Here is a 13,488-nt window from a genome sequence, read left to right as displayed (position 1 = left end):
GGCCGGCCCGCTCAGTCTTCGGGCTCCAGTTTCTTTGCCACGGGGGTTATCGATGCCTTTTTTCACGGTTGACGGGCAGGCGCTTCACTACATTGATCAAGGCACGGGCCCGGCGGTGTTGCTGGCCGGCAGCTACCTGTGGGACCAGGCCATGTGGGCGCCGCAGATCGCAGCGCTGTCGCCGCACTATCGGGTGATTGCGCTGGATCTGTGGGGACACGGCGAATCCGGTCGCTTGCCTGAAGGAACTGCTTCGCTGGACGACATCGCCCGTCAGGCGCTGGCCTTGCTCGATCATCTGGACATCGACCGGGTGACGCTGGTCGGGCTGTCGGTCGGCGGCATGTGGGGCGTGCGCCTGGCGTTGTCGGCGCCGCAGCGGCTCAACGGTCTGGTGCTGATGGACACTTACGTCGGCGTCGAGCCGGAGCCGACCCGCCAGTACTATTTCTCGCTGTTCAAGCAGATCGAGGAAAGTGGCGGGATCTCCGAGCCACTGCTGGATATCGTGGTGCCGATCTTCTTCCGTCCGGGCATCGATCGAGAGTCGGCGCTGTATCAGGATTTCCGCGCAAAACTCGCCGGCTATTCAGCTGAACGCCTGCGCGAGAGCATCGTGCCGATGGGGCGGATCACCTTTGGCCGTGATGACCTGTTGCCGCGTCTGGGCGAGCTGAATGCGGCCACCACGCTGGTGGTCTGCGGCGATCAGGACAAACCACGCCCGCCGTCGGAAGCACGGGAAATGGCTGAGCTGATTGGCTGTCCGTGTGTGCTGGTGCCGGAGGCGGGGCATATCTCCAATCTGGAGAATCCGGATTTTGTGACGGAGGTGTTGTTCAGTTTTTTGAGTGAGCGCAATCGAAATACGCTGTAATTGCGCATGGAATTTCATTTAAGGGACTGGCGTGAAGCAATTTTTCTGGCGCGATCTTGAAAATCTGCAAGGACAATGGGGTGGGCTGAGCATCGAGATCAGTGGCCCCCCTCAGGGCAAGCCACAGCTGTATCTGCGCACAGGTAACAATGCTCGTCTGAAACTGATGTTCAACGAGACCCCTTTGCTTTGGGGAACGATAGCGACTTCGTATTACGGTGCCTGGCTGGTACGCAATCCGATGCCGATGCAATGGGAGTCGCCCCCTGTTCCTGCCATTGACTCTGCGCAGGTCGAACACCACCGCCATTTGCCTGTCGGGCAGCGGATGAAGGCCTGGAGTCGATACTTCATCAACCAACTGATGGAGCATCAGGCGGACTTTCTTTATCCCGGGCACTGGGTGGCACGGCCGATGATGCCTGTGGACGTACGAAGACACCGTGGCGACGGTGTGAGCAATTGGTATTTCTCGACAGAGCAAGAGATGACCAGTCATTTACCGAGATGGTCAGCTCGTGGTGGCGGCATTCTCGACAATCTTCAGCCACGACCGGTGGAGTGGCTCGACTGGGATCTGGGCAATCTGATCGGTCTGCACACGGTCGATCCGTATGCCGGGCGTATGAAGTGGTGGCGCAAGAAGGCGAGAGAGGACAGCCTGCCCCCTGTTTTGCTGTGGTATGTCGGCGCCTTGTGTTCTTACGTGATTATCGACGGTCACTATCGATTGCAGGCCGCGCTGGCTGAAAACGTCAAACCGACGTTTATCGTTTTGAGTTCAACTAAAACCTACCCCCTCACACCCAATCCTGACACTCAACAGCGGGTGTTCAATTCCCTGATGCTGCAAAGCGAAAGAAATCAGGGTTTTGATGTACGAACCTTGAATCAGGCGTTGATCAACAACTTCGATGATCGGCCCTGCCATTCGGCAAAAACCCATGCCTGGGCCGGCATCGTATCGGACACGGAGTGGTCGCAAGAGGTGACGCAGTTTTTGTTCGAGCGCGATACGACAGGCGAACTGGATGACATCCTTGAGCGATGTGAGCCGAGTGAGTGGTGACGGCTCCAGCAGTGTTTGCCAGAGCCGCCAATCGTTATTTCGGGCCGAGAATCTTCGCCAGCTTGTCCGGCGTCGGCGCGCCTTGCTGTTGTTGCAGTTCGCCCTTGTCGTCCATGTAGAAGATCGCCGGGGTGGCCTGCAAGTCCAGGTCTTCCATCAACTGCATGTTCGCCGCAAGTTTGGTCTGCACAGCCACCGGAATATCCTTCAAGGCCTTGAGGGTGCTGGCCTTGCCGGCCTTCTCGTGATCTTCCAGGGCTTTGCTCGGATCCTTGGCGGCGAGCAGCGCGGCGGATTTGGCCGGGCTGTCTTCGCGGATGATGCCGACCATGATGTGCCGCAGCTGCACCTTGCCGGCCTTGACCCATGGACGTGCCTGTTCCCAGAACATGTTGCAGTACGGGCAGTTCGGATCACTGAACAGATACACCGTGCGCGGCGCATCCTTGTTGCCGTCCTGAATCCAGTTGCTCGCTTCGAACTTGGCCCAGACTTCCTTGGCCATCGGCGCGTAGACCAGTTTTTGCAGCGGCGCGCTGCTCAGGTCGTTGCCGTCGGCGTCGTACAGGTTACCCAGCAGCACATGCTTGCCGTCCGGCGTCAGGTACAGCGCCATGCCGCGGTTCTGGTATTGCGCGGCGTAACCGCGCAAGCCGTCCGGTGCGTCGAACTGGCCGACGATTTTGGCGCCCTTGGCTTCGATTTTCTTGATCGCTTCAGGCAGTTCTTCAGCGGCCTGGACCGACGGCAAGTGCAGCAGGGCTGCGCTCATGGTCAGCGTCAGCAGGTGGCGGAGGCGGGGCATGGCAGTTTCCTTGAAGAAGAGGTGGCCGGATTCGGGCTGGAAGCCGGGGTGTCGAAGTTTTCCAGGGCGCGGGCCAGGCTGGCGTTCGACAACTCGCCCAGATGGCTGCCCAGCAGGCGACCGTCCGGGCTATAGAACAGCGTAGTCGGCAGGGCCATGGAACCCACGGCCTGGCCGAGGCGTCCGCTGCGGTCGAACAGCACGTTGTTCAGACTCAAGCCCTGGGTTTCGAGAAACGTGGCGACGCTTTGCATGCTTTCGGCCTGGTTGACGAACAGGAACGTCAGGTCCGGGCGTTGTTGCTGGGCGTTTTCCAGCACCGGCATTTCCCGGCGGCACGGCGGGCACCAGGTGGCCCACAGGTTGATCACCAGCGGCCCGCCCTGATAGTCGGTGAGTTTCACGGTTTCCCCGGCAGCGTTGCGCAGGGTGATGTCCGGCAGGCGCGTGCCTTGCTCGTAGATGTTCAGCGACAGGGTCGCCAGCACCCAGAACGCCACGCCGCTGACCACGCCGAACCCCAGCGGTCGACGCAAACCCGGCCGGCGCCAGCCGCGATACAGTGCCGCGAGCAGCAGCACGATCACTCCCGGCCAGGCGAGAAAACCGCCGTCACGCAGGTCGATGATCTGCCACAGATCGTTGCGATAGTGCCCCCAGTACACAGCGACAAACGCAATGCGCGCCGCCAGCATACCGAGCAGAAACAGGCTGAACAGCGCCGACTCGGGGTTGTCACCGCCGCGCTTGGCCACCCGCCAGCCGACGAAGGTCGCCAGCGCCAGCGCGCTGATCAGCAGCAGGTGGTTGAGTGCGATGGCAAAGGTGCCGAGGGTGAAGGTCAGCATTAACGGGCGTCTCGGGTGGTGGTCCAGCGTTGCAGGAAAGTATCGGCATCGACCTCGCCGGTGATGCGCTGGCTGCGGCGCTCTTCGCCGTCGGCGCCGATCCACACGAAACTCGGTGGCCCCGGCACTTTATAACGGCCGAGCAGTTCGCGGCTGGCGGCATTGTCGGCGGTGACGTCGAGTCGGAGCAAGCGCACATCGCTCAGGGCTTGCATCACCCGCGCCTGGCCGAACACCTGTTTTTCCATGACTTTGCACGACGTGCACCAGTCGGCGTAGTAATCGAGCAGCACCCACTGGCCTTGCGACTTGGCGGCGTCGAGTTCGCGTTGCAGGGCAGCGGGATCCTTGATCGTCGTGAAGGCTTCGTGGCCGCTGGGCGCCGCAGATCCGACGCGGCCGGCGCTGTACACCTGCAACGGCTGATACGGATCGTCACTGCCACCCGCCGCACCGACCACCAGCAGACTGCCCCACAGACCCAGCAACAGCGAGCCGGCACCGAACAGTTGTGCCACGCGACCAAAGCCCTCGGACTGTTTCCAGGCACTGTAAGCGGCGATCAACAGCAGCGCGCCGCACAGGCCCAGCCACAGCGACGGATCCAGCACCGGACGCAGCATCAGCAGCGCGGTGGCAAGGAACAGGAAACCGAACACGCCCTTGAGCAGATTCATCCACGCGCCGGGCTTGGGCAGGAAGCGATTGCCGACGGTTACCAGCAACAGCAGCGGTACGCCGATGCCGATGCCCAGGGCAAACAGAATCAAACCACCGTGCAGCGCGTTGCCACTTTGCGCGATGTAGAGCAGGGCACCGGCCAGCGGTGCGGTCATGCACGGGCCGACCAGCAGACCGGACAGCGCGCCCAATACACCCGCGCCAACCAGACTGCCACCACGTTGACTGCGCGAGGCGTGTTCCAGTCGATCCCGCAGGGCCACCGGCAATTGCAGCTCGAAGAAACCGAACATCGGCAGCGCCAGAACCACAAACACGGCCGCGAACGTCCCGAGCAGCCACGGGTTCTGCAACCACGCCTGCAGGTTCGCCCCCAGCAATGCGGCGATGACGCCCATCGCCGCATACACCAGCGCCATGCAAACCACATAACTGCCGGCCAGCGCGAAACCACGACGCGGCGTGGCGCCGCTGCCCACCACCATGCCCGCCAGAATCGGCAGCATCGGCAATGAGCATGGAGCAAAGGCCAGCAGCAGACCCAGGCCAAAGAACACCAGCAGGCTCCAGCCCAGCGAGTGCTGTTGCAGACCGCTGGCCAGTGCCTGATCCGGTGCTTCATCTGTCGCTGCTGCAGCTTTGCCGCCGAGGTCGATCACTCGGGTCTGCGGGGGATAGCAAAGACCGGCGTCGGCACAACCCTGATAACTGACCTTGATCTGGCCTTGGGCGGCTGCCGGGATTTTCAGCTCGAGGCCCTGGCGATAAACCGGTTGTTCGCCGAAATACTCGTCGCTGTGGGACTCGCCTTCAGGCAGGGCCGGGACGTTTTGCGTCGCCAGCCCGTCGAACTTCAGGCGCTTCTGATACAGGTAGTAGCCGTCGGCGATTTGCCAGAACAGCTGGGTCTCACCGGAATCCAGACGTTCCGAGGTCAGTACGAACGCCTTGTCGACCGGCAGGAACTCCGGTTTTGACGCAAAGGGATCATTCCCCGCCTGGGCCAGACTCGAAATCAACAGTGCAAACAATAGAAAAAAATGACGCATGGAGGAGCCTTGTCCCTGTGCAATTGAGGGGCACAGTGGCGGGTAGCGATTAACCGATGATTAACCGCGACGCCCTTGTCGCTGTGGCGTTCGGGGCATAATGTCGGCTTAATCGGCCAGCGGCCTAATCAGCACTTTTCTACGGGACTCACCATGCACGTACTGGTTTGCGAAGACGATGAGTTGATCGCCAGCGGGATCGTCGCCGGGCTGACGGCACAAGGCCTGACGGTCGAGCACGTCAACACCGCCTCCAAGGCGCGGGCGATCCTCAAGGTTGCGGAGTTCGACGTGATGGTGCTCGATCTTGGCCTGCCGGACGAAGATGGTCTCAAGTTGCTGCAACAACTGCGTCAGCAAGGCCTGGAGATTCCGGTGCTGATCCTCACTGCGCGGGACTCGGTCACCGACCGCGTCGACGGTTTGCAGTCCGGTGCCGACGACTATCTGCTCAAGCCTTTTGATCTGCGCGAATTGTTTGCCCGTCTGCAAACCCTGCTGCGTCGGGTGGCCGGGCGCAGCGTCAATCTGATCGAACACGGCGCGCTGACCTACGACCCGAGCAGTCGAGAAACCACGCTCGCAGGCCGTTCGGTGGACCTGTCCCGTCGCGAACAATCCCTGTTGCAAGCCTTGCTGCACAACCGTGGCCGGGTGCTGTCCACCGAGCAGTTGAAGGACAGCGTCTACGGTTTCAACGATGAACTGGAGAGCAACGCGCTCAACGTGCACATCCATCACCTGCGCAGCAAACTCGGCAAGGGCATCGTCGAAACCGTGCGTGGCCTCGGTTATCGTCTGGGCCCGGCCGATGGTGGAGAACCTGACAAGTGATGAGTCTGCGCCTGCGCCTGAGCCTGACCCTCGGCGCCGCGTTCGCGCTGATCTGGGCACTGGCCGCTGCCTGGATGCTCAGCGACTTGCGCAACCAGATGATGTTTTCCCTCGACCAGCGCCTGGTGGCGTCGGCGCGGATGGTCGCCGGGCTGCTGGAACAATTGCCGGCCATCCCGAGCAAAGGCGAAGGCACTCACTTCAGCGCCGAGCAACTGAACATTCCCGGCGGCATGGCCTGTCAGGTCAGCTCGTTGCGCGGGGAAATCCTCGCCCGCAGCCACAACAACCCGGAACAGGCGCTGGAAGCCCAGAAAATGGGCTTCCACGACCAGATGATCGATGGCGCGCCATGGCGCAGCTTCACCCTGGCCCGGGGCGATGTGCGCATTACCACCGCCGACCGGGTGATCGAGCGCGAAGCCCTGAACATGTCGATCCTGCTGGCGGCCTCGGTGCCGGTCGGCGTGGCGCTGCTCGGCTGCCTGTGCCTGTTGTGGCTGGGGATCGGTCAGGGCCTGGCGCCGCTGAACCGCTTGCGTGAAGCCTTGATGCGCCGCAACGCCGATTCGCTGGAACCGTTGCAGTTGCAGTCATTCCCCAGCGAACTGAAACCGCTGCTCGAAACCCAGAATCAGTTATTTCAGCGCATCGGCAAGACCATCGAACGCGAACGTCGCCTGACCGGCGATGCCGCCCATGAATTGCGCAGCCCGCTGACGGCGATCAAGACCCACCTGCAAGTGGCGCGCATGACCGATGGCAACGCCCGCGATCAGTCCCTGGCCCGGGCCGAGGAGGGCGCCGACCGCTTGCACCGGACCCTTGAGCAATTGCTGTTGCTGGCGCGGGTCGAGGGCAGTCTGTCGTTCGACGACGGTGTGCAATGCAGTGCCGAGCAGGTGGCGAAACTGGCGATTCAGGACTCGGCCAGCGACCAGCGCCAGCGGATCAGGCTGCATCTGCCGGAACGCCTCTCCGGTGCGCCCCTGCAAATGCCGGCGGTGCTGTCGATCGCCGCCTTGCGCAACCTGCTGGATAACGGCCTGCGTCATACACCGACCGACGGCGCGGTGGAGCTGAGCCTCGAAACCTCCGCCACTCACGTGCGTTTCGTGGTGCGCGATCATGGGCCGGGCATTGCCCCGGACGATCTGCAACACTTGACCCAGCGCTTCTGGCGCAACGGCCAGAGCACCGGCTGCGGACTGGGGCTGGCGATTGTTCAGGCCATCGTTCAACGTTGCGCCTGCACCCTGCATTTCGACAGCCGTCCGGATGGTTTGCGGGTCGAGCTGACCATGCCGCTGCAACCGGTCTGAAATGTTGCCAGGCACATCAAATGTAACCTCTCTCCATTAGTCATCCGCCGGCCGTGACGTTATTGTCGCCCCAGCCTTTGACTCAATGGATTGAGGGAAACAGCGCCATGGAAGCACCCATCCACATCTGTCCCGCCACAGTCGCCGACGCCGGCATCATCAGCCGGATTCTCGAGCGTTCGATCCGCGTCGGTTGCGCGCTCGATCATCGCAACGATCCACAACTGGTCGACCACTGGGTCCGCCGACAATCGGCGGAACACATCAGCGGCTGGCTCGCTGATCCGCATCTCTATCTGAATATCGCGCTTCTTCACGATAAACCGGTCGGGGTCGGCATGGCCGCAGCCAATGGCGAGATCACGTTCTGTCATGTGCAGCCGGAGTGGTTTCGCCGGGGCGCAGGCCGCGCGCTGATGGGCGATCTCGAGGGTTGGCTGAGGATTCGTGGCCGGCCTTGCGTCACGCTCGCCAGCACGCGCACCGGCGAGGCGTTCTACCGGCGTCTGGGGTATCGCGAAGCGGCGTCTGCCTTCACGCATCACGGCGTTTTGAGCCTGCCGATGCACAAGCCGCTGGCATTGTCGGCCTGACATTCGATCAAGGGTGTAAATCCTCGACACGCTGGTGCGTTTCCAGAACAGGAAAACCAGCATGTGCGCCCCACGACCGGAACGCGCACCTGCCCGGTGTGCAGTTTTGGTCACTATCCATAGCGTATTGAGGGGTCGAGAGATGTCAGTCGCCACCAGCCTTATCGAAGAGTCGTCGGCCCGGATCGCCTCCGCGCCGGCTGAAACGCTGTATCAGTTCAATGAATCACCGTTGCTGGCCCGGCAGAGCCAGCAGGAATCCAATGCCCGCAGCTACCCGCGGCGCATTCCGCTGGCACTGAAGCGCGCCAAGGGCCTGTACGTCGAAGACGTCGAAGGCCGTACTTTCATCGATTGCCTGGCGGGTGCCGGCACTCTGGCGCTGGGGCATAACCACCCGGTGGTGATCGAAGCGATCCAGCAGGTGCTGGCCGATGAGCTGCCGCTGCACACCCTGGACCTGACCACGCCGGTTAAGGATCAATTCGTTCAGGACCTGTTCGGCCTGCTGCCTCCGGCATTGGCCAAGGAAGCGAAAATCCAGTTCTGCGGCCCGACCGGCACCGACGCAGTGGAAGCCGCGCTGAAACTGGTGCGCACCGCCACCGGGCGCAGCACCGTGCTGTCGTTTTCCGGCGGTTACCACGGCATGAGCCAGGGGGCCTTGAGCCTGATGGGCAGCCTCGGGCCGAAAAAGCCGTTGGGTGCATTGCTCAGCAACGGTGTGCAATTCATGCCATTCCCTTACGACTACCGTTGCCCGTTCGGCCTCGGTGGCGCGGCGGGTGTTAAGGCCAACCTGAGTTACCTGGAAAACCTGCTCAATGATCCCGAGGCCGGCGTGCAATTGCCGGCCGCAGTCATCGTTGAAGCGGTGCAGGGCGAGGGCGGTGTGATCCCGGCGGACATCGAGTGGCTGCGCGGTCTGCGCCGCATCACCGAAAAGGCTGGCGTGGCGCTGATCATCGATGAGATCCAGAGCGGTTTCGCCCGTACCGGCAAGATGTTTGCCTTCGAACACGCCGGCATCACTCCGGACGTGGTGGTGCTGTCCAAAGCCATCGGCGGCAGCCTGCCGCTGGCGGTGGTGGTTTATCGCGACTGGCTCGACACCTGGCAGCCGGGCGCCCACGCCGGTACGTTCCGTGGCAACCAGATGGCGATGGCCGCCGGCTCTGCCGTGATGCGTTACCTGGTCGAAAACAAGGTCTGCGAACACGCCGCCGCCATGGGCGAACGCCTGAGCGAGCACCTGCACATCCTGCAGCGCGACTTCCCGCAACTGGGCGACATTCGCGGTCGTGGTCTGATGCTCGGTGTCGAACTGGTCGATCCGAACGGCACGCCGGACGCACTGGGCCATCCGCCGGCGTTCGCACGTCTGGCGCCGCTGGTTCAGCGTGAATGCCTCAAGCGCGGGCTGATTCTGGAGCTGGGCGGTCGGCATGGTGCGGTGGTGCGATTCCTGCCACCGCTGGTGATCACCGCCGCTGAAATCGACCGCGTCGCCGAGATCTTCGGCCGTGCATTGAGCGCCGCGACCGCCGGCCTGTAAATTTTTCGCCGCGTCGAACGTTCTTTCTACATACCCGGCTGCACCCGTCGTGCAGCCCACCCTTACAGCGATGGAGACACAGCATGACGTCAGTATTCGACCGCGAGGACATCCTCTTTCAAGTCGTGGTCAACCACGAAGAGCAGTACTCGATCTGGCCGGACTACAAGGCCGTGCCGGAAGGCTGGCGCACCGTTGGCAAGAGTGGCCTGAAAAAGGAATGCCTGGCTTACATCGAAGAAGTCTGGACCGACATGCGCCCGCTGAGCCTGCGCCAGAAAATGGAAGCGCAAGCGGCTGCCCAGTAAGTCTTCAGGCAAAAAGAAACCCGCTGGACTGGAAACAGTCAGCGGGTTTTTTCATGTCCGAAAGATCGGGGTTACGCGCCGCTCAAGCCCTTGAGCAGCACATCTACATTGCCTTCCAGCTCGGCCACCGGATCCGCCGCATCGGTGCTCAGCACCAGCAGATGACTACCCGATTCGGCAATTGCCGCTTTCACAGCGTCCGACGGCTGGCGATGGTGCAGCACCACTGCCACGTCATTGTCTTTCAGGGTGGTGGTGAGTTTTTTCAGATCCTCCGGCGTCCATTCGGCATCCGGACGCGAATCCTGTCCGATCAACTCCAGATTGAGGCTGCCGATCAGGTAACCGAAGTGATCGCTCAGGCTCATTACGCTCAGGTTGTCGGCACTGGCCAGGCGCGCTTCGCTGTCGGCACTGAGTTTCAGCAGGCGCTGCTTCAATGCCGCCAGATTGGCCTCGATCTTCGGTTTGTCCTTCGGTGCCAGGCGCACCAGGTCTGCTGCCATCACGTCGGCCATGCGCCCCATGTTGTTGCTCGCCAGCCAAGGTTGGCTGTTCAGGCCGTCGACCTTGAGCCCCGGTTGCACGGCAATGCCGGGCAAGGCGCCGTCCACCGGGCGGGCGGCGTCGACTTCGACGATGCGGATGTTGCTGCGGCGGGCGATCGGGTACAGCGGATCATCGGCCCACAGCGAGCGCACGCCGATCACGGCATCGGCACCGTTGGCCAGTTTGTCCAGCGCCGGTGCGCCGCGACCGGTGAAGTAGGCAGTCTGGCGACTGCCCGGCAGGTTCGCCGGCGCTGCGCGTTCGAGGCTGATGTCGGTGCCTTTGAGCAGGACTTCGCCCAGACCATAAGTGATGGGCAACGAGGCCAGCACCCGCAGCGGTTTCTCGGCAGCCAGCAAAGGGCTCGAAACCGCGCCGCTGAGGGCGATGGCCAGGGTCAGTTGTCGCAATGAAAAAGCCATTTATCCAAGGTTCCCTTTCAGACTGGGGACGACGCCCCGGGCAATCGCGGCGAGGGCGAAGGCGATACCGGCGACCAGGATGATCGCGGCGCCGGACGGAATCGGCAGGTCGAACACGATCGGCGCGAGAATCCCGCACAGCGTACTGACCGTGGCAATCAACACCGAACACCAGAAAAAGCCCTTTAGTGACTGGCTGAGCAGACGCGCTGCCGCCGCCGGAATCACCAGCAGTGCACCGACCAGAATCGCACCGATGACTTTCACTGCAGCAACCGTAATCAGCGTCACCAGAATCACGAACAGGTAATCCAGGGTCTTCACCGCAACGCCGCGCACCGCCGCCAGCTGTGGGTTGAAGCTGGCGAGCATGATCCGGTTGTACAGCGGCAGGGCCAGCGCCATCACCAGCGAGCCGACGATCGCCAGCACTGCGAGGTCATTACCGTTGACGGTCAGCACCGAGCCGAACAACACGTTTTCCAGAATGTGCACGTTGATCTTGCCCGCCAGAATCAGCAGCAGACTGGCGCCCAAAGCGAGGGACACCGACAGGAACACGCCAATCAATGTGTCGGGTGCCAGGCCGGTACGGTTGCGCAGGTAATTGAGCAGAATGCCGAACAGCAGGCAGTAGCCGAACAGGCTGCCGTACGGGCCGGTGTAGGGTTCGCCGAGCAGAATGCCGATGGCCACGCCGGTCAACGCCGCGTGACCGACTGCTTCGGAGAAAAACGCGAAGCGCTTGACCACCACCAGCGTGCCGAGGCCACCGAGCACCGGGCCGATCAGCAGACCGGCGAGCAGGGCGTTGACCACAAACCCATAGGCCAGGGCTTCCGGCAGGTAACCGGAGGAGGCCCAGCCTTGCACCATCAAACGAAAGGCTTCGTAACTCATCAGGCAGCGCTCCGTGGATGGGTCGAGAACAGGGTCAGCAGGCGTTCCGGGGTCAGGGCCTGTTGTGGCGTGGCGTCGAACAGCACCCGGCGGTTGAGGCCGGTGACGCGATTGGCCAGACGCCCGACCGCTTCCAGATCGTGCTCGATCCACAGCACCGTGATACCCGCCGCACGCCAGTCACCGAGCAAACGCTCGAACACCTGAATCCCGGCTTCGTCGAGGGCCGACATCGGTTCATCCAGCACCAGCAATTGCGGCGCCGGAATCAGGCCCTGGGCAAGCAGAACCCGCTGGCGTTCGCCACCGGACAGTGCACCCATCCGGCGCTTGCGCTTGTCCTGCATGCCGACCCGCTCCAGCGCATCACCGATAGCGCCGGCGTAGCGTTTGCTCAAGCCGAGGAAGGCCGGGCGACGCTGACACATGGCGGCCATGAAATCATCGACGGTCATCGGCAGACCCCGATCGAATTCCAGCGCCTGCGGCACGTAACCGATGGTGCCGGGCTCGCCGGGCCATTGCAGACTGAGCCGGCCCTGATGGGGCATTTGCCCGAGCAGGGTCTTGATCAGCGAGCTCTTGCCGCCACCGTTGGGGCCGACCAGCGCATGCACGCTGCCGGGCTGCACCTGAAAGGTCACCTTGTCCAGAATCGTCGTGCGGCCGAGGGTCAGGCTGACGTCGGCGAAATCCAGGGTCGGGCCGTTATGGGTGATTGAGAGGTTTTCCTGAGCCGTCATGCGCCGGACTCCTGAATCGCCCGAACCACGGTGTTGAGGTTGCCGGTCATTTCCTTTTCGTACTTGTCGGCGGTGTATTCGCCGTAGGAAATGTGCGAAAGCGGGTACAGCTTCACACCGGATTCGCGCTGGATGGTTTCGACGTAGGTGGACGGGAAGTCCATCTCGGAGAAGATCACTTTCACGTCCAGTTCGCGCAATTGGTCGATGGTTTTCTTCAACTGGCTCGGGCTCGGCTCGATGCCGTGGGCCGGCTCGACCACCGCCGTCACTTCCAGGCCGAACTCGCGCAGCAGGTAGTCATAAGCGGCGTGCACCGTGGCCACCCGCAGTTCGGCGTTCGGCGCCTGGGTCAGCTTGGCCAGGGCGTCGGCGCGCATCTGGCGCAGGCGTTTGCCGTAGGCGCGGGCGTTCTGGGTGTAGGTCTTGGCGTTGTCCGGGTCGAGCTTGCCCAGTTCCCGGGCGATGTTGTTGACCTGGGCAATCGAGGCGCTGATCGACAGGAACGTGTGCGGGTTCACCACTTTGCCGGCACCGCGCGCGGCCACCCCGGTGGCGGCCAGCAACGGCACGTTTTCGTTGGCTTCGATGGTCTTGATGTTCGGCGTTTCGCTGGCGGCGATCATGCGGTCGGCGAAGTCGTCATGGCCGACGCCGTTGAGCACGATCACATCCAGCCCGCTGATGCGCTTGATGTCTTCGGCGCGCGGCTCGTAGGCGTGCGGGTTGAAGCCGGCGGGAATCAGCGGCACGACCTCGGCCTTGTCGCCGACGATGTTCGCCACATAGCTGTAATACGGGTGCAGGGTGATGCCGATGCGCAGGCGTTTGGCCTGATCGGCGCTGGCCAGCGGGCTCAGCAGGCAGGCGCACAGGCCGATCAGCAGCAGGCGCAGGAAAGGACGGCGTTGAGATGAACTAGGCATGGGCAAG

Annotated in this window: 14 protein-coding genes; 7 read left to right on the top strand and 7 right to left on the bottom strand. The window is 62.6% G+C overall.

Annotated elements, in window-relative coordinates:
• The first annotated feature begins 52 nt into the window (after positions 1-52).
• Together M5G18_RS01870 and M5G18_RS01865 are read left to right on the top strand one after the other, a co-directional pair.
• The gene (locus tag M5G18_RS01870; RefSeq protein ID WP_273898421.1) at positions 53-877 is read left to right on the top strand and encodes an alpha/beta fold hydrolase; all 825 of its coding nucleotides are present in this window, start codon (positions 53-55) and stop codon (positions 875-877) included.
• A 31-nt stretch (positions 878-908) separates the two neighbouring features.
• Positions 909-1,946 carry a hypothetical protein gene (locus tag M5G18_RS01865; protein WP_273898420.1) on the top strand — a complete coding sequence of 346 codons (1,038 nt, stop codon included), beginning with the start codon at positions 909-911 and terminating at the stop codon, positions 1,944-1,946.
• Between the two features lie 34 nt (positions 1,947-1,980).
• Here M5G18_RS01865 and dsbG read toward each other — a convergent pair whose 3' ends face one another.
• From dsbG to dsbD, 3 genes are read right to left on the bottom strand one after another with little or no spacing between them, the layout of a single operon-like run.
• Positions 1,981-2,751 (bottom strand): thiol:disulfide interchange protein DsbG, encoded by a 771-nt coding sequence (gene dsbG / locus M5G18_RS01860; protein ID WP_007955786.1) that lies wholly within the window; start codon positions 2,749-2,751, stop codon positions 1,981-1,983.
• Positions 2,727-3,599 carry a TlpA disulfide reductase family protein gene (locus tag M5G18_RS01855; RefSeq protein ID WP_179694213.1) on the bottom strand — a complete coding sequence of 291 codons (873 nt, stop codon included), beginning with the start codon at positions 3,597-3,599 and terminating at the stop codon, positions 2,727-2,729. The genes dsbG and M5G18_RS01855 overlap by 25 nt, the downstream gene beginning before the upstream one ends.
• Positions 3,599-5,329: a protein-disulfide reductase DsbD gene (dsbD, locus tag M5G18_RS01850; protein WP_273898419.1), complete on the bottom strand. Its 1,731-nt coding sequence runs from the start codon at positions 5,327-5,329 to the stop codon at positions 3,599-3,601. The genes M5G18_RS01855 and dsbD overlap by 1 nt, the downstream gene beginning before the upstream one ends.
• Positions 5,330-5,482: 153 nt before the next feature.
• On the opposite strand from dsbD, the gene M5G18_RS01845 reads away from it, so the two are divergent.
• The 5 genes from M5G18_RS01845 (at position 5,483) to M5G18_RS01825 (ending at position 9,941) form a co-directional block, all read left to right on the top strand.
• Positions 5,483-6,163 (top strand): response regulator, encoded by a 681-nt coding sequence (locus tag M5G18_RS01845; protein ID WP_085607085.1) that lies wholly within the window; start codon positions 5,483-5,485, stop codon positions 6,161-6,163.
• Positions 6,163-7,485 carry an ATP-binding protein gene (locus M5G18_RS01840; RefSeq protein ID WP_273898418.1) on the top strand — a complete coding sequence of 441 codons (1,323 nt, stop codon included), beginning with the start codon at positions 6,163-6,165 and terminating at the stop codon, positions 7,483-7,485. Before M5G18_RS01845 ends, M5G18_RS01840 begins: the two co-directional genes overlap by 1 nt.
• Before the next feature lie 107 nt (positions 7,486-7,592).
• Positions 7,593-8,078: a GNAT family N-acetyltransferase gene (locus M5G18_RS01835; RefSeq protein WP_273898417.1), complete on the top strand. Its 486-nt coding sequence runs from the start codon at positions 7,593-7,595 to the stop codon at positions 8,076-8,078.
• Positions 8,079-8,220: 142 nt separating this feature from the next.
• Positions 8,221-9,633 carry an aspartate aminotransferase family protein gene (locus tag M5G18_RS01830; protein ID WP_273898416.1) on the top strand — a complete coding sequence of 471 codons (1,413 nt, stop codon included), beginning with the start codon at positions 8,221-8,223 and terminating at the stop codon, positions 9,631-9,633.
• Between the two features lie 83 nt (positions 9,634-9,716).
• Positions 9,717-9,941 carry an MbtH family protein gene (locus M5G18_RS01825; protein ID WP_007917715.1) on the top strand — a complete coding sequence of 75 codons (225 nt, stop codon included), beginning with the start codon at positions 9,717-9,719 and terminating at the stop codon, positions 9,939-9,941.
• A gap of 71 nt (positions 9,942-10,012) precedes the next feature.
• Here M5G18_RS01825 and M5G18_RS01820 read toward each other — a convergent pair whose 3' ends face one another.
• Genes M5G18_RS01820 through M5G18_RS01805 form a run of 4 tightly spaced genes read right to left on the bottom strand, consistent with a single transcriptional unit; the run spans position 10,013 to position 13,481 of the window.
• Complete coding sequence (locus M5G18_RS01820; RefSeq protein ID WP_273898415.1) at positions 10,013-10,912, bottom strand: metal ABC transporter substrate-binding protein; 900 nt, start codon at positions 10,910-10,912, stop codon at positions 10,013-10,015.
• Entirely contained in the window at positions 10,913-11,812 is a 900-nt protein-coding gene (locus M5G18_RS01815) for a metal ABC transporter permease (RefSeq protein WP_007917717.1), read from the bottom strand. It lies immediately after the preceding gene.
• Positions 11,812-12,555 (bottom strand): metal ABC transporter ATP-binding protein, encoded by a 744-nt coding sequence (locus M5G18_RS01810; protein WP_221535628.1) that lies wholly within the window; start codon positions 12,553-12,555, stop codon positions 11,812-11,814. The genes M5G18_RS01815 and M5G18_RS01810 overlap by 1 nt, the downstream gene beginning before the upstream one ends.
• Complete coding sequence (locus tag M5G18_RS01805) at positions 12,552-13,481, bottom strand: metal ABC transporter substrate-binding protein (RefSeq protein ID WP_064598220.1); 930 nt, start codon at positions 13,479-13,481, stop codon at positions 12,552-12,554. Before M5G18_RS01805 ends, M5G18_RS01810 begins: the two co-directional genes overlap by 4 nt.
• Between the last annotated feature and the right edge of the window lie 7 nt (positions 13,482-13,488).

It is taken from the genome of Pseudomonas aphyarum (assembly GCF_028657055.1).
Taxonomy (GTDB): Bacteria; Pseudomonadota; Gammaproteobacteria; order Pseudomonadales; family Pseudomonadaceae; genus Aquipseudomonas; species Aquipseudomonas aphyarum.
This window is presented reverse-complemented; position numbering and strand designations above follow the sequence as displayed.